Genomic DNA, 16670 nt, shown 5'->3' with positions numbered 1-16670 from the left:
ACCGGCGGGGACTTACTCACCTGGTGTGGTGATAGAGGATCTGGACCGGCAGCATCCTGGCCCTGCAGTTCAGCGCCGGCTCGGCCGCGCATGGCGCTCTTGAAGGGTTTTAAGCCGGTCGGTTCTGCACCTGGGGTCTCGATTCCATCCTGACCCCATCGATGGCGCGTCTACGCCGAACCCGCGCGCATTGCCGACCAGGCTTCAACCTCGAGGCGCCCCGGCTGCCAGAAAATCCGCAAACGGCATAGCCAGGCTGCGCCCCACCCAAATGCGGGCTCGAGCTGCCATCCACTGCGCGGTTCGCCCTGCGGACATCAGACAGCGCTGCGCACGATGATCAGCACCGCGCGCCCATCGCTCAAACCCCCCAACCGGGCAAATCCAACGCTGGAAACGAACTCGAAACTGGATAGAGATTGGGGCCGAGGTCAGTAGTTATCCGTCTGTCTTCTGGCCGCTTCAGTGTCCTCGTCCTGTTTCCGCCGGCCGAGCCTCCAACCGGGTTTTCAGGCAACCCTAAGAGGAAACGGCAGATCGTGGTGTCTGTTGCCCTGGTCGCCGCATGATCAGCACGTCGCCAAATCGCATCGAGGCGTTGCAACAGATCTTTCAAAGAAATTCATAGACTCTTAGCAACTCCAAACCGCTGTGAATGGTACGCTTGTCGAGACATGTAAAGTCGGGCAGGTCGAAACCGACATGGCCTTTCGGGAGCATGCAAGATGCGGAGAACGCCAATGACAAGGTCCGAAGGACGAGTGCCCCATTTTCCTATATGACGTGATGCTTACCAATGATGACACTTGTCAGTCGCCTTCGCACGGCAGCGCATCTTGATCGCCTTCGAATACTGGGGCTTTGCGCGCATGCAGACCTAACTGTCGGTGAACTGGCTGAAATTCTAGGTCTGCGCCGCGAGCGGGTTGTGCACCATGTCCGGCTACTCGCCAGAGCCTCGTTTCTTTGCAGCGACGAACAACACCCGTGGCGCTCATACCACCTCAAAACGCGAGGCAAGGACAGTAGGCTGGTTCAGTTTCTGGTCGATCTCCTGCCCCACGCCGACGGCTGTCATGAACGAGACCTACGGCGACTCGAAGCGATGCAAAGCGAGCGGTCTAAAGGACTGCCTGCCTGATCGTGAAATAGTTCAATCAAGTTGGAGCGCGATCCCTCGATGGACAATTCCGCCGACCGCACTGGCCTACCCGACAGATGTGTGCCGTCGCGGTTGGCCGAGGTTGATAGCCGCGTTCACGAACTGCTTCTGAGGCAGGAGCGACAGGAGCGGACGACGCTCAAACTGATCGCTTCGGAGAATTTTGCCTCTTCGGCCGTGCTGGAAGCGACCGGCTCGATTTTCACGAACAAGTACGCCGAGGGGTACCCAGGTGCCCGGTATTACGAGGGAAACGAGATCGTCGATGAGCTTGAGAAGCTCGCCATTGAACGCCTGAAGGCGCTATTTGGCAGCGAACACGCTAACGTCCAACCTTATTCCGGCTCGCCGGCGAACCAAGCTGTCTATCGCGCACTTTTGAGCCCCGGAGACAAAGTGATGGGCTTGCCTCTTCCCAGTGGCGGTCATCTGACTCATGGATGGGCGGTCAACTTCTCAGGAACTGATTATAAACGCGTTCCCTATCGGCTCCACGAAGAATCCCAGCAAATCGACTATGATCGCTTGCGCGAGACGGCCAAGCAGGAACGGCCAAAACTCATTTGGGTCGGCGGAACTGCTTACCCGCGTGTCTTTGACTACGCCACGATGGCCGAAATCGCGTCGGAGGCGGAGTCCTATCTCGTGGCCGACATCGCGCACATCAGTGGCCTGATCGCCGCGGGAGCGCATCCCAATCCCGTAGCATATTGCGACGTCGTCAGCAGCACGTCCCACAAGTCAATACGGGGCCCCCGCGGGGGCTTCATTCTGTCAAAAAATGAAGATCGCTATCAAGCGCTCTATCATCTGGATAGCAAAGTCAATCTCGCCAAGCGACTAGATCGGGCGGTCTTCCCTCAACTGCAAGGCGGGCCTCATATGAATGTCATCGCTGCGCTAGCTGTCGCTTTGCAGGAAGCCGCGAACCCGTCCTTCCGTAGCTACGGTCAACAGATCGTCAAAAATGCCAAGTCCCTCGCCAAGGGGCTCATGGAGCGAGGTTATGACCTGGTCACGGGCGGGACTGACAATCACATGCTGATCCTCGATCTTCGGGAGCGACCATTGCCCGGAAAGGCCTATGCCGAGCGACTGGCAAAGGCCGGCATCATCACGAACTTCAACATGGTGCCGGGCGACCGGCGGCATCCGGCGCTCACAAGCGGAATTCGGTTGGGGACACCCGCGGTAACGTCCATGGGTATGCGCGACCAAGAAATGGTGCAAATCGCTGGCTTCATCGACTGCGTCCTCCGGCGGCCAGACGACGAAGGTCTCCATGCCCAGGTGCGAAAGGACGTTGCCGACCTGTGCACTGCGTTCGAGGTGCCGGGCATCACCGACCGGCAAGGCAGCTGAAGCAGAGCGCCCCGACAACTTTAACACCCGAAACGAGGCATTTCATGGCTAGGCAGTTCGTGTTCTCTTCCGAGTCGGTTGGCGCCGGCCACCCGGACAAGTTGGCCGATAACATCTCGGATTCAATCCTCGATGCATTGCTCCGCTTCGATCCGAAAGCGCGCGTCGCTTGCGAAACGTTGGTCAAGACATGTGAAGCCTTGGTGAAGACAGGGACAGTCGTTCTGGCCGGCGAAATTACCAGCAATGCAAGGGTTGATTACAGCCAAGTTGCCCGCAATACGATTCTCGATATCGGATATGATGATGAGGCCATCGGTTTTGACGGCCGGCGGTGCTCCGTCGTTGTGGCCATAACTGAGCAGTCGCCCGACATCAGCCAAGGCGTTGACGAGGGCAAAGGGCAGGATCTCGACCAGGGAGCTGGAGATCAGGGCCTCATGTTCGGCTACGCATGCCGCGAGACTGATACTCTGATGCCCTTGCCGATCCAACTCGCCCACTGCCTGACAAAAAGACAGGCGGATGTGCGGAAGGCAGGAGAACTCAGTTGGTTGCGTCCTGACATGAAATCCCAGGTTTCGGTGCGCTATGAAGGCTTGCGCCCCATCGCATTGGACACCATCGTCGTGTCGACGCAACACGATGAGCAGGTATCCCAAGAGACGGTCCGCGAGGGCGTGATTGAGGAAATCATAAAGCCAGTCCTACCGCCCCACCTGGACGCCGAAGGCGTCCGAATTCTGGTCAACCCGACGGGGCGGTTCGTAGTCGGTGGGCCACGCGGCGACTGCGGCCTCACTGGGCGCAAGATCATCGTCGATTCCTACGGCGGGATGGGGCGCCACGGCGGCGGCGCTTTTTCGGGCAAGGACCCGTCCAAGGTTGACCGCTCGGCTGCCTATGCGGCTCGTTATGTCGCGAAGAACATCGTCGCTGCGGGACTTGCGGACATCTGCGAGGTGCAGATTGCTTACGCGATCGGCGTGGCCAGTCCGGTTTCCGTCATGGTCAATACATTCGGGACCGCGAGAATTCAGGAGAAAAGGATTGAGCAACTCATTCTTGAGCTGTTCGACCTCAGACCAAAGGGCATTATCAAGATGCTTGATCTCTTACGCCCGATATACCGCAAGACAGCGACATACGGGCATTTCGGCCGTGAAGAGCCTGAGTTCACCTGGGAGAGGACTGACAGAGCCGACGAATTGCGTCGCGAGGCAGGGCTCGCCGCCCCGTGAGGGCCGGCGCCGAGTCGATTGGGAAGCGAAAAGTCCATTCCAACTGGCCACACCCACGCCGGGCCAGCGCGGCAAGAAACCGGCTCGGGTTTTTGGTGGAGACATTGATGCCGGATTATGACGTGCTTTGCATCGGCAATGCCATTGTCGACATCATCGCCCAGTGCGAGGAGGACTTCCTCGAGACCAACGGCATCATCAAGGGCGCGATGAACCTGATCGACACGCAGCGCGCCGAACTGCTCTACAGCCGCATGGGTCCGGCGATCGAAGCCTCCGGCGGCAGCGCCGGCAACACGGCGGCCGGTATCGCCTCCTTCGGCGGACGTGCCGCCTTCTTCGGCAAGGTCTCCAACGATGCGCTGGGCGATATCTATGCGCATGACATCCATGCCCAGGGCGTCGCCTTCGACACCAAACCGCTCACGGGCGAACCGCCGACGGCGCGATCGATGATCTTCGTGACGCCCGACGGCGAACGCTCGATGAACACCTATCTCGGCGCCTGCGTCGAGCTCGGACCGGAGGATGTCGAGGCCGACAAGGCATCGGGCGCCAAGGTCACCTATTTCGAAGGCTATCTATGGGATCCGCCGCGCGCCAAGGAGGCGATCCGGCAGACCGCCAGGCTGGCGCACGCGGCCGGCCGCGAGGTTTCGATGACGCTGTCGGATTCGTTCTGCGTCGACCGCTACCGCGACGAGTTCCTCGACCTGATGCGCTCGGGCACCGTCGACATCGTCTTTGCCAACAGCCACGAGATCAAGTCGCTCTACCAGACATCGTCCTTCGACGAGGCGCTGGCAAAGATCCGCAAGGACTGCCGGATCGCCGCCGTGACGCGGTCCGAAAAAGGATCGATCATCGTGCGCGGTGACGAGACCGTGGTCATCCAGGCGACGGCGATCCGGGAACTCGTCGACACGACCGGCGCCGGCGACCTCTACGCCGCCGGCTTCCTGCATGGCTACACGCAAGGCCGCGACCTCAAGACCTGCGGCGACCTCGGCTCACTGGCCGCCGGACTGGCGATCCAGCAGATCGGCCCAAGGCCGAGGCAGAACCTGCGCCGCGAGGCGGAGCAAGCCTGGCTGCTCTAGTTGGCGGCAAGACCAGATCCACCCGGTGCGAGCTGTTCAATGAACAGCGGGGGCAAAGAGGGATCTCAGGATCCGAGGCAGCAGGATCAAGGCTATGTCGGCACCGTTCAAGACAGGCAGGTGGCGGCGCCCCTGACCAGATCACGCTCGTCGTAGCTTGACTGGACGGGAACGTTGATGCCGCGCGTATAGAGGAGGGATCAACAGTCTCCTCTGAGGACTGCTGGGTTGCTGATGTTTCAATCTCGTCCCGACAAAGTGCAGCCCTCTGAATCCCGAAAGCGGAGTCGCATCTCCGCTCTGCGCCCGAGGGGATCACCGTAGTGCCGTCAATTGCCGCCTCGACATCTTTGCTTTCTACACACTCCAGGTGTGCATCAGGGGTGAGATGCAGCAACTCGGACTGGCCCAGCCAGCTGTCGGGTTGAGCGCCGGCAGGAAGCACAGCGCCTCGCAGCGCTCTTCGACGGCCCGATATGTCCTTCAGAGGCATCGAATGTCCTATCCATCGTCGCACTGGCTTCGGCCGCATGGGCTTCTCCACCAGGCCTCATTTGCTGCGCGCTTCACCCGGCGGACAGCAGACCGCGAAGCCGCCACGGCCGCGAAAATCTCGTGATGGCGGCTCGACTGCGCGACCGGCCCGCCATTTTGGGGCGACGTCCAGTGCAGTTGCCTGGCGTCGACCTCGCCCTTCATCTCTTGACCGCATGTTGCCTCGTCCTCTCAGCCAGCCGAGCCTCCCGACAGCCGGATAGATGATGACGATCCCCTCCTGGAGAATGTCTCGTTTGAAAAGCGTGACGGTCTGCGCCGCCTTATTTCCTCCGGCCGATCGCGTACCGTCTGCGGTTCTGCCGCGCTCGCGGCGAAACGCAGTCACTCTACCGTGCAACACACAATGGAAATACGACAGGCGCACCAGAAATGGTGGGGTCCGTGTCAAAGATTTCTAGGTAAACCCGCGAAAGCGAAACGGCATCTCTTGGTTTTGGCGTCGAGCAAGCTTTGCCTTTTGGCGCTTTTACGCTTCGAGCGGGCAGAATACCCGCAACCGATCCCGTGTGTATGAGTGCAACGTGTCAGAGCCGGATCTGCCAAATGCGGGCAAAAACGTCTGACCTGAGAAGAGACATAGGCACCTTGCCGACGCGTCATGTGTCTTGGCCTTTGGATTTCAAGAAGTCAGGGATGTGGGGCCCTCGATTCGGCGCTGAGGCCATTGATGATCGCCGGCATGTAGGCGATCGGATTGACGCCGCCGACTTGGCAGGCCGCGGTGGGCTCGAACAGCAAGCCGGCCGGAGTTCTCGATGTCTACTGGGCTTCGGGCGGTTCAATGCGTGGCCTGATTGCCGGTTGATCAGCGCGGTCGCAGTTACTCGCTCTCGGTGCAACCTATGCGCAACACCAAAATGTCACATAATGACATAAACATTTCTTTATGCGGTATTGACACACAGTTCCCTGCTGTGATTGTCTGCATGCCGTGGTTCTCCGTACGGCACTGCCGCATGGAGCTAAGAGGGAAGCCGGTGCGAGGCCGGCGCTGCCCCCGCAACTGTTAGCGGTGAGCCAACCCCACTCATGTCACTGAGGCGACAGCCTCGGGAAGACGGGGAGAAGCTATGACCCCGCGAGCCAGGAGACCTGCCACGACGAACTTTGTCCACGGGCGGGGTGTCTCGGTGGCCGCAGCAGCCCGGCGTTCGTGCCGGCCTACGAGGCGCCTTCTTGTCCCCACGCCCCAACCATCGGGGTATGGCATGACTGTCTCTCAGCAAATTCCTGTGGCAACGCTCGGTGTGCCGCGGTTCGGTCGCCGACGAGAACTGAAATTCGCGCTTGAAAGCTACTGGTCCGGAAAATCTTCCGCTACCGACCTTCTCACAACGGCGAAAGCGCTGCGTGCCGCCAACTGGGAAGAGCAGCGCGATCGCGGTGTGTCGAAAATTCCGTCGAACGACTTCTCGCTCTACGACCATGTGCTCGACACTGCAGAAATGGTCGGCGCGGTGCCGTCCCGATACGCCTGGAGTGGCGGCGAGCTCCCGCTCGACATCTACTTCGCCATGGCGCGCGGCGACCAAGGCCAGACGGGGAGCTGCGGGCACTCTGATCAGGAGCGTGCGGCTGGCCCTGCCCTGACCGCGATGGAAATGACCAAATGGTTCGACACCAACTATCACTACATCGTGCCGGAACTCGACGATGATCAGACGTTTGCCCTCTCGTCGACGAAACCGGTTGATCACTTCCTCGAGGCTAAAGCCCTCGGCATTCATACACGCCCAGTCATCCTTGGACCTGTCACCTTCCTCAAATTGGCGAAGTCACCTGCCGAGGGTTTCAATCCCATCGCGCTGCTGCCGCGGCTTCTGCCCGTCTACGAGCAGCTCCTGCGGAGGTTGAAACTTTCGGGAGCCGATTGGGTGCAGATCGACGAGCCGGCGCTTGTGCTGGATCTAAACCCGAACGAACAAGCGGCCTTTGAATTTGCCTATGGGCAGCTGTCAAATGCCGCGCCCGAACTGAAGATCATGCTGGCTACCTATTTCGGTGCGCTGGGTGACAATCTCGACACGGCGATTTCGCTGCCCGCAGCCGGACTGCATCTCGATCTTTCGCGCGCTCCCGAACAGTTGGAGACGATTGGTCGGCTCGCGCCTAAGGATCTGGTGCTGTCGCTTGGCTTGATCGATGGCCGCAACGTCTGGCGCGCGAACCTGCCTGCCATTCTCGACCGCATCAAGCCGATCGTCGCCGGCTGGCCCTTGGACCGCGTCGAAATTGCGCCGTCGTGCTCGATGCTGCATGTGCCCATGGACCTTCGGATGGAGACGGCACTCGATGCCACCATCAGGTCGTGGCTCGCCTTCGCCGCGCAGAAGACCGACGAACTGGTGGTGCTGGCGAGGGCGCTGTTCGAAGGCAGGGATTCAGTGGCAGACGAGTTGACAGCTTCCGCCGAGGCTGCCGCTGCTCGCGCAGCGTCCGCAAAGGTCCATGATCCGCTTGTTGAAGGTCGGATCGCCGGCATTGACGACAGCATGAAGCAACGAAAGAACCCTTTCCTCGTGCGTTCCACGGTCCAGGCCCGCACGCTAAGCCTGCCCCCGTTCCCAACCACCACCATAGGATCATTCCCGCAGACGACTCGGGTGCGCAAGGCCCGCTCCGCCCACAGGAAGGGCGAACTCAGCTATCTCGACTACGACAGCTTCCTGCAGAACGAGACCAAGACTGCCATTCGCTGGCAGGAGGAGATCGGGCTGGACGTGCTGGTGCACGGCGAGTTCGAACGAAACGACATGGTACAGCATTTCGGCGAGCAGCTGTCCGGCTTCGCCTTTACCCAGAATGGCTGGGTGCAAAGCTATGGCTCGCGCTACGTGCGCCCCCCGATTATCTTCGGCGACGTATCGCGCCCCAATCCGATGACGGTGCGCTGGTGGGAATTCTCCCAGTCGCTTACGCAAAAGCCAGTCAAGGGAATGCTCACAGGCCCTGTGACCATTCTTAACTGGTCTTTTGTCCGCGACGACATTCCCCGCTCCGAGGTCTGCCGCCAGATCGCGCTCGCCATTCGCGATGAAGTGACGGACCTGGAAAGATCTGGCGCAAAGATAATCCAGATCGACGAGGCGGCGTTTCGCGAAGGCTTGCCGCTGCTAAAGCGCGATTGGCAAGTCTATCTGGACTGGGCGGTCGAATGCTTCCGGCTGGCCTCGACGGGTGTAGAGGACGCGACCCAGATCCACACTCACATGTGCTATTCGGAGTTCAACGCGATCATCGACGCGATCGCTGAGCTGGACGCGGATGTAATTTCGATTGAGACATCGCGCTCGGCAATGGAACTGCTGGACGCCTTTACGAGCACCAAATATCCGAACGAAATCGGTCCCGGGATCTATGACATCCACTCACCGCGCGTTCCGGAAGTCGCCGAGATTTCGGCCCTCCTCATGCTTGCGCGCGAGCGGCTCTCCGACCGGCAACTTTGGGTAAACCCGGACTGCGGCCTCAAAACGCGCAAATGGGATGAGGTCCGCCCTGCCCTCGTGAACATGGTCGCTGCAGCACTCGCGCTCCGGGAGAGAGTGCAGGCCTGAGGCTTTGCCAAATTGTCGTTATATGGTGCGTCACCGACTACTGGTAACGCAAATTTCCGCGAACCCCCTCGGTCCGCAGAACGCTATCAACCACCTTGGATAAGCTGCCTGAACATTATCTGGCCGGCCTCACCTTGGATACTGGCGTGGTGCCACCGCGAGGGGCAGACGACGGAAGCGTCGTCTGCCCCTTGATATTGTATCGGGCACTTGGCGTCGGTCGCGACCGCCTCGCGGCCTCGCCTCCGTGATGGTCCGTCATACCGTTGTTTGGGGCTTTCCGAAGCTCAGGCCACTCACTTTCCCGAGGTCTGCGAAACAGGTCTAGGCGTCGTCGAGGTTTCAGCCGGTAAGATAGGATAACCCCCTTACGTGACGCTATGATCTACGAGGCATTGGCAGAGCCAAACATCCGCGTACGTCCTCAACCCTCGATCAGATTGACGTTTCTCTAAGCCAGGCCCGGAGCCGTTGCTGACCAGTCCTTGCTCTCAATCAATGTTTTCACGACCTTGGGGATCAACTTGCGGACCGGGGACACGGCTGGAGAGAGCTCATCTTTCGGGTTGACCGCAAGCACAACGGAACGGGTGATTACTGGATCGATGATCTTAACGGTGCGGACCTGGCCTTGAGACGCCTCTTTCCGAATAGCGGACGGGGCAAGGATGAATATGCCTTTCCTTCCATGACCATATCGATGATCGTGGAAAGGGAGTCGACTTCGAATTTTATGTCCAAAACACAGTCGTGCTGGGCGACGACATCAGCCACCGAACGCCTGACATTGTTGTTGCGCGTGGGCACCGCCAGCGGGAACGCATGCAGGCCGGCGAGCGGTATCGAATCTTCAAAAGGCAGTTCACCCGGCAGTACCACTAAACAAAACTCCTCGCGGGCCAGCACCGTCATTGGCCCCACGCTCTCGGCAGAGCGATAAAGGACTGCCAGGTTGAAACGGCCGGTAGCGATCCACTCCTCCAGTGGCGCTGTCATGCCCTCGATCATCTTAAGCGAGATCCTTGGCAATTCGCTTCTTACCGATTCAAGCAGGGGACCACTGAGGACGCGGGAGGCTCCGGACGGAATGCCAATGGTCACCTCCCCCGAAGGAGCAGCCACAGTTTTGGTCAGTTCCGCCTCAGCGAGCTGAATTTCCTTCAGGATGATCCGCGCGCGCTCAAGCAGCTTGCCTCCCGCCGCCGTGACGCTGATGCCGGTCCTGTCGCGAACCAGAAGCTGGGTGCCGAAGCCATCCTCCAGCTGACGCACATGCAGGCTTAGATCGCTTTGAGCAATGTTGAGTATCGCGGCTGCTTTCGTGAAACTGCCGGCTTCGACGATGCCGACAAAGTATCTTAGCTGCCTGATGCCCGCGATGAACAAATCCAACCAGGGCATGATCCCCAGTCCTTTTTTATCTATCTCGACACGAGATGACAGGCAAGACAAACCGTCCGCGCCAATCTCTTACCGTTCAACGAGGATGCAAAGTCTTGACGCTCCGATCTGGCTGTTCGTCCGTCCGGACCTGCCGGCCACCGCGGGGCTCGTTGCGCTCAACGGTCGGAGCTGACACTGACGCTGGGCGGCACGCCAGCCGCGTTTCGGCAAATGAAATTCACGAGAAGCGCTGCGGGACGACAGTTTCAGCGCGGCCGTTGAGGTCGCCGTGGCGATCAATCGACGAACGGTGAGGAATACTCCTGTACATGCGCCAGACTTGCGCGCACACGCAGAAAGAAAATCCAAAATCGGACTCTTCTGTTGCGGCAACCACTAGCCTTAACTCACCAAGTGCCTCGGGTTGCTTCAATTATCGTTGCCACATCGTTCCGATGATGGAACTCCTGCAGCGAAGTCAGTGCTCTTAAGAAGTCACGCACATCCACTTCAATGTCTGCAAAGTCGGACGCAGGATCGAGATGAGCCACAGCTATTTCAACGCCCGCATACCCTTTCGCTCGCGTCGTGCGCCAGTTCCGCTCGATGATCGCTGCCAGAGCGCGCTCCATACCGATCGCGTCGCGCGTCTCGATACGCATTTCAGCCGTGCCCATCTTGGCTTTGAAAAGGAGCTTTGTCGCCCCGTCCTGGCAGCGCATGGGGGAGATGGATGATCGAATCGTCATGGCCCGCTTTCTCTATCCAGGCAATGCGAATGGCCGGGAATTCTGCGGTCGCGATTTCATAGACGCCCTGATGGAAGGCCGTCATGCGGGTGTCGCGCTTCTTTGAATATCCCGCGCGGGCATCGGCGATCGTCTCCCGCAAGACCTGAATCTTGAATGCATGCCGAATTTCGTCCTGGCTTACGAGCCAGGCGACGATCCGTTCGTAGGTCAGATATCCGTTCAGAAAATCCTTCTCCTCGGCAAGCAGCGCGTCCACCTATCGTTGCGGGGCGGCGAGAATGACAAGGAACGTATCCCATAGGCCGTTCGCAACGCCTTCGTCGCCGCGCATTCGGTATCGCTCGAACTGCCGCGCCATCCTGATCGCCCGGATTTTATTCTCGACCAGAAGGCCGCAGCGGCTCCCTTCATTTTCAAGCACGAGTTCGACATCGGTTTCGCCAAGCGAACTTTCGTGAACGCTTCGTCTTGCCGACTTAATCGAATACGGCTGCGTCATTCCGAGATGGCCAGCAACCGCCGTGATGAATTGCGGTTCCGAGCCCGCCAGTTCGCAAAGGATGAGATCGGTCATGACCTCCTCGACACGATTCAGCGTGCGGCTATCTGCGAAGACAGGCGAACGGGTCTCCATGGATTTCTTCTCCTCCCTCAAGGACAGCGCAGCGGACGCATCCGCTCCGGGTAAAGATGCAGGCGTTCATTCCTATACGGGTACAGTAACTCCTTCCTATCGCCCCATGACGGTGAGAGTTGGCCGCCCCCAAAGAGTTTGCACGGTGCGGCCGCGAGAACGCCCCTTGTGGCGCCCTATTCTATTTGGATGACAAGGCTGCGCGGCAGAACCAATGGGAAGAAATTTCCCGGAGCTACGATGGCTGCGCATCCAAGCGTCGCACTTACCAAAGAAAGAATGCAGTTCCTGCCGCAGCCATTGTCCTACCCCGTTTTTACACCAATCCCTCTTCTAGGCGAATGTAGGTGTTTTCTGATGCATGGCGTCGCCTGCTGAAATGTAAAGATGCGGTTGTTTTCGCGTCAATGGATTTCCTGGACGGATCGAAATGCACGATCTGAGGCAATTCGTTAAGACACATTACGGTATTCGTCACCAAGGAGGCAGCCCGGGGATGTGAAGCCTCCGGAGAAGCCACCAGTGCCAAGGGGACCATGATCTGCTGGGTTCGAACCGTATTCTTTTGGTCTTTGGCGCTCGCGGTCCTTGTGTTCGCCCTATGGTTCGGTATTACGACCTACAATCTCAATCCGCTGGCGCGTCTCGTCGTGGTTGCCATCATGGTGGGCTTCTCAGCACTGAGCCTGTTGGAGCTCAAGGGTCAAAGTGCGCCGGTTCTGCGGCGCGGAGTATCCGGCCCATGGGTTGGCCTTTGCGGCGGCGTAGGCGTTGACGGGAGACAGCGCCGGCGTCGCTTTACCGCGTGAGGTCTTGGCTGGTTACTTTGATCGACACGAACCACTCGATCGTGTGCGAGCGGATGCCTCATGTCGGGATTCGTGGCCGCGAGTATGCCGCATGCTGCAACATGCATCCGTCCGACTGCTCGGGAAACGGCATCATACGGATGCAGCAGCTTGTAGATCTCGTCGAGCACGAAGGCGACGCAGGCTGGCTCTGGCTGCCTCGTCCGTGCCCATGAACACCGGCTTCAGCAGCTCCAGATACCAGTCGCAGAACAAGGTTCCAGACGAAGCGGTGGGCAGCGTGCGCCGGCCGCCTCGTTGAAACTGCGCGACCTCGTTCATCTCGGCGAGCGCGCCGCGTTCCACAGCTTGGCGCCGAAATTGCGGTAGCCGGCGATGCGCGCCGGATCGAGCTTCATACCGCGCGCCTGCGCCGCCATGACGGTCAAGGTGAAACACAGCGCATCAGCGCGTATTCGTCGATGCGGTCGAACGGGTTGATGACGTTGCCTTTTGACTTCGACACTTTGACATTCTGCCCGCTTTGTTGCGCACCAGAAGGGAGAGGTGGCGGTGGGCGCTTCGGTCGCCACTTATGTAAGGCTCGTCCTCGCACTGAGCTATGGTGATGGAGCGCGATCAAGTGACAAGCCGTGTCCAACTCCGAAAGTTAGCATCTACTTACGGGCGCGATACAAAGGGCACTGGCTGAACCTGGCTGCCGGTGGCAGGGCTTGTCGACCGCTCGATCGAAAGAGCGAGACGAGGAAGAGACCCATCAGCCTGCAGAGCGGCAAGGCGCTCGCCTACCTCCCTGTCGGTCACCGTTAGCCGATGGTTTAGACGAAGATAGTCCGTCCATGTCGGGGTGCGGAATGTCTCGGTCCAAAGCGTCGGCTTCTGAAGGTCGCGCTGGAGGGTCCAGTCCCGCGCACCGGCACGGCTCTGAACGCGCCGCCTTTCGCGCATGCAGCGCAGAAATTCATCGATGTTCTCCTCGGCGATCAAGTACTCCACCTTGATCACGATCGGACCGCTCCTGGGCCTCGGATCAAGCGCTAGAGCCTTTCACGTTTTGACGGAAGCGTAGCCTGCGTTTTCGAAGTAGTGCTTGCATTCGGCCGCCTCGATGGTTTCGACGAGGTGGCCAATGTGGCGCCAAGTGTCCTCGACGGTACGTTTCTGAGCTTGGCGCATCCAGTGTTTGATCTTGGCGAAGGCCTGCTCGATCGGATTGAGGTCCGGAGAGTAGGGCGGCAGATACCAGAGCCTTGCGCCGGCAGCCTTGATCATCTGCCTGATGGCCGCCGACTTATGACTTCCCAGGTTATCCATGACGACGATATCGCCGGGCTTCAGCACGGTGACGAGCTGCTGCTCGACATAGGCGCGGAAGCACTGGCCGTTGATCGGGCCGTCGAAGACGCAAGGCGCCGCGAGCCGATCCCAGCGCAGCGCGCCGAGGAAGGTCAGCGTGCGCCAGTGGCCGTGTGGAGCCAGGCCGCGCAGCCGCTTGCCCTTCGGCCCCCAACCCCGCAGCGGAGCCATGTTGGTCTTGATCCAGGTCTCGTCGATGAAGACCAGGCACTGCGGATCGAGGCCAGTCTGCCAGGATCGCCATCGCTGACGCCTGCGGGCAACATCAGCGCGCGCCTGCTCAAGGGCGAACAGCGTTTTTTTTGAAGCTCAGGCCCTCGCGCCTCAAGAACATCCAGACCGTATTGTGCGAGACCTTGATCCCGCGTTCTTCCAACTCGTCCTTCAGCCGATGCAGCGTCAGTTCAGAGGTCTGATTGATCCGCTCCACGATGAAGGCCCGATGCGGCTCAAGAACGCGCTTGCGGTGTCCGCCCATCTTGCCCGGCGCCACCGAGCCGGTGGCACGGTAACGCTGCGACCACTTCACCACAGAGGAAACTGCAACGCCAAAGCGCGAGGCAACCGCACGACAGGTCTCCCCATCGCGAACTGCCGCTACTGCACGCTCACGAAGATCATTTGAAAGCGCTCGCGTCATCAGATGCTGGCCTCCAATCCAGACAGCATCTTGAATCACAAACATCCGACTTTGGGAATCCTACGATTCTCTCAAAGGAGGAAATGCTCTAGTTCTGGTGGTGTGAAGTCGAAGGCCCCTTGATCGGATTCTTCCCATAGCTGTATCGGCAATATCTTTCCCGCAGCTGCAACCAGCAGCAATGCCGCTGCAGCACCTTCCAAAGCCCACGTCAGGGAATAGTTCTGCGCGACAGTACCCCAGATCCAGCTTCCAGCTGCTATGCCGCCGTAGGTCAGAGCGTAATAGATCGACAGCGTGCGGCCAACCACCCACCTTGGGCTTGCCAACTGCACACACACGTCTGTACCGGTCCAGGTGACGACCCAGCCTGCCCCACCGATGGCAAGCGCGATCGCCGCCACAGCCACCGATGATGTGAGGGCCTGCAAAAGGCAACACGCTGCGCAGGCAATGGATGCGAGCGTGATCAATCGATTCTGGGACGTGATGTGTCTCAGGTAGCTATTGCCAATGCCGGCGATAAAGGCGCCAGTGCCGAAACCGGCCAACAGGACGCCGTAGACAATTGGACCACCGGCCAGTTGGTCGCGAACCAGCAGGGGGAGCAGAGCAAGGATCGAGATGCTTGACAGTCCGAACAGGGTTGCACGCACGATCGCCACTCTGATCTCAGAAGAGATCGCCGTGAAGCGCATGCCATCATGGATGGCCGTCGTCATCCTCTCGCGCGGAAGAGGCGAAGCGCGGACTTGCCATTTGGAGCGCAGGACAGCGCTCAACGGGACCAGGTCGCTCAGCGCTGCCAAGGCGAAAGCTGCCAGCGGGCCCAGCAACGCCAAAATCACACCGCCCAGCGCCGGTCCTATGCTTCGAACAACGTTGTAGCCCACCGACATCAGCGTCACCGCGGCGGGTATCTCGCGCTTTTCCAGAATATCACCGACCGAGGCGTGCCAGGCTGGATCATTCAAGGCAAAGCCGCACCCGGCCAAGAAACTCAGTCCCAGGATCAGCCATGGACTGACATAGCCCAGCCCCACAGAGAGAGCCAGCACCGTGGATGCCAACGCGATCAGGCAATGTCCGGCAAGCATCACCCCGCGGCGGCTGAAGCTGTCTGCAATCGCTCCAGCAAGGATCGACAAGAAGAAGGCGGGCAGTGCCGATGCGGCTTGCACGAGCGCAACCATTAGGTCGGAGGCCGAAATCGTGGCCATTAGCCAACTTATAGCAACGCTCTGCACGAGCCAGCCAAGGCTGGATATCTGCGTGGCTGTCCAAATCGAACGAAAGACCGGGTTCTGAAGAGGGATCAGTGTGGTTGCCACAAAGGGCGGGGAATCTTGACGCCGCATGACTTCTCACCTTCACGACGTAGTTCTTTCAGTCACTCAAAGCGGTGCGCTTGACGCACAGCCTGCGTCACAACCACGTTCCGATATCGCGCTCGCAACAAAGTTGATGTCGCATCCACGGTGATGATGCGCGATAAGTGTGCCAGTTGGGCGTCAGCTGGTCTGGGTCGCGCAGCCCGATGGGTTGCTGTCTGCCCTGCGACTCTTGGCCTGGACGGTGCTACCGCGCCGATGGACGGGTTGTCAAACTGCCGCGGTGCTTCGGGCGTTCATCAGGCACTGCAACGATGACAGGGCAGCATGACCAGTAGGCCGCCGGCGGTCATCGGGTGACGGTCCTCGACACCGATCCGCAACTGTCCGCCGTGGAGTGGAGTAAAAACAGTCGCCGCGCCGGGTACGCTCTTTCGAACAGCCACGTCATCTCTATCAGTCGACCGACGAACTGATCGATCGCCTGGCGCAATCCGACGCCGAGGACCTTCTGCTGTCGATGATCCAGCTGCTGCGGCAGGCCGACGCCAGCGTGCTTGAGACCTTTTTGTCACAACGGCCGACCTTCGCCTCCATCGCAACCGCCGGGACGCTCTACGAAGTCCAGCCCGTGAACAAGGCGGTGCAGGACGCTCGCGACCAGACGAATGCCCTGACCGCCGAGATCATCCGCAAACTGAACGGAGCCACCTCGCAATGAACGAGAAAAGCGATCGGACCGCAAACCAGCTGCCGCTGCCTGCCTTGAAACCGCGTGCCCGTTC

General features: G+C 59.7%; 9 protein-coding genes, 5 pseudogenes and 1 riboswitch. Of the genes and pseudogenes, 5 read left to right on the top strand and 9 right to left on the bottom strand.

The annotated features are described in order from the left end of the window. Positions 1 to 1180: 1180 nt before the first annotated feature. The 4 genes from AC04SH_RS31410 to metE all read left to right on the top strand — a co-directional run bounded on the left by AC04SH_RS31410 (position 1181) and on the right by metE (position 8980). A complete protein-coding gene (locus tag AC04SH_RS31410) occupies positions 1181 to 2524 on the top strand; it encodes a serine hydroxymethyltransferase (RefSeq protein ID WP_488481571.1) in 1344 nt (447 codons plus the stop codon). 44 nt (positions 2525 to 2568) lie between these two features. Then, positions 2569 to 3765, top strand: coding sequence for a methionine adenosyltransferase (metK, locus tag AC04SH_RS31405; protein ID WP_488481570.1), 1197 nt, complete (start codon positions 2569 to 2571; stop codon positions 3763 to 3765). 107 nt (positions 3766 to 3872) lie between these two features. Next, the gene (locus tag AC04SH_RS31400) at positions 3873 to 4865 is read left to right on the top strand and encodes an adenosine kinase (protein ID WP_488481569.1); all 993 of its coding nucleotides are present in this window, start codon (positions 3873 to 3875) and stop codon (positions 4863 to 4865) included. Positions 4866 to 6338: 1473 nt separating this feature from the next. After that, positions 6339 to 6537, top strand: a riboswitch (cobalamin riboswitch). Between the two features lie 118 nt (positions 6538 to 6655). Beyond that, entirely contained in the window at positions 6656 to 8980 is a 2325-nt protein-coding gene (gene metE / locus AC04SH_RS31395) for a 5-methyltetrahydropteroyltriglutamate--homocysteine S-methyltransferase (RefSeq protein ID WP_488577764.1), read from the top strand. Positions 8981 to 9431: 451 nt separating this feature from the next. Here metE and AC04SH_RS31390 read toward each other — a convergent pair. The 9 genes and pseudogenes from AC04SH_RS31390 to AC04SH_RS31350 form a co-directional block, all read right to left on the bottom strand. Next, positions 9432 to 10381 (bottom strand): annotated as a pseudogene (locus tag AC04SH_RS31390) (LysR family transcriptional regulator). 389 nt (positions 10382 to 10770) lie between these two features. Further along, the gene (locus tag AC04SH_RS31385; protein ID WP_488577762.1) at positions 10771 to 11040 is read right to left on the bottom strand and encodes a hypothetical protein; all 270 of its coding nucleotides are present in this window, start codon (positions 11038 to 11040) and stop codon (positions 10771 to 10773) included. Further along, positions 11027 to 11371 (bottom strand): hypothetical protein, encoded by a 345-nt coding sequence (locus AC04SH_RS31380; protein WP_488481567.1) that lies wholly within the window; start codon positions 11369 to 11371, stop codon positions 11027 to 11029. The genes AC04SH_RS31385 and AC04SH_RS31380 overlap by 14 nt, the downstream gene beginning before the upstream one ends. Beyond that, positions 11372 to 11749, bottom strand: coding sequence for a hypothetical protein (locus AC04SH_RS31375; RefSeq protein ID WP_488481566.1), 378 nt, complete (start codon positions 11747 to 11749; stop codon positions 11372 to 11374). It lies immediately after the preceding gene. A 943-nt stretch (positions 11750 to 12692) separates the two neighbouring features. Continuing rightward, a pseudogene (locus AC04SH_RS31370) lies at positions 12693 to 12807 on the bottom strand (class I tRNA ligase family protein); the annotation flags it as partial. Positions 12808 to 12876: 69 nt separating this feature from the next. Then, positions 12877 to 13066: pseudogene (locus tag AC04SH_RS31365) on the bottom strand (class I tRNA ligase family protein); the annotation flags it as partial. Between the two features lie 152 nt (positions 13067 to 13218). Beyond that, positions 13219 to 13599, bottom strand: a pseudogene (locus tag AC04SH_RS31360) (MFS transporter); the annotation flags it as partial. A gap of 6 nt (positions 13600 to 13605) precedes the next feature. Continuing rightward, positions 13606 to 14554, bottom strand: a protein-coding gene (locus tag AC04SH_RS31355) for an IS630 family transposase (RefSeq protein WP_488481589.1) whose coding sequence is annotated in 2 segments (ribosomal slippage) — positions 13606 to 14217 and positions 14219 to 14554 — 948 coding nt in all. Because the reading frame shifts where the segments join, the coding sequence is not laid out codon by codon here. Between the two features lie 89 nt (positions 14555 to 14643). After that, positions 14644 to 15912, bottom strand: a pseudogene (locus AC04SH_RS31350) (MFS transporter); the annotation flags it as partial. A gap of 493 nt (positions 15913 to 16405) precedes the next feature. Here AC04SH_RS31350 and AC04SH_RS31345 point away from each other — a divergent pair. Then, positions 16406 to 16606: a hypothetical protein gene (locus tag AC04SH_RS31345; RefSeq protein ID WP_488481565.1), complete on the top strand. Its 201-nt coding sequence runs from the start codon at positions 16406 to 16408 to the stop codon at positions 16604 to 16606. The last annotated feature ends 64 nt before the right edge of the window (positions 16607 to 16670 follow it).

The organism is Mesorhizobium sp. CNPSo 4688, from assembly GCF_057784295.1.
This window is presented reverse-complemented; position numbering and strand designations above follow the sequence as displayed.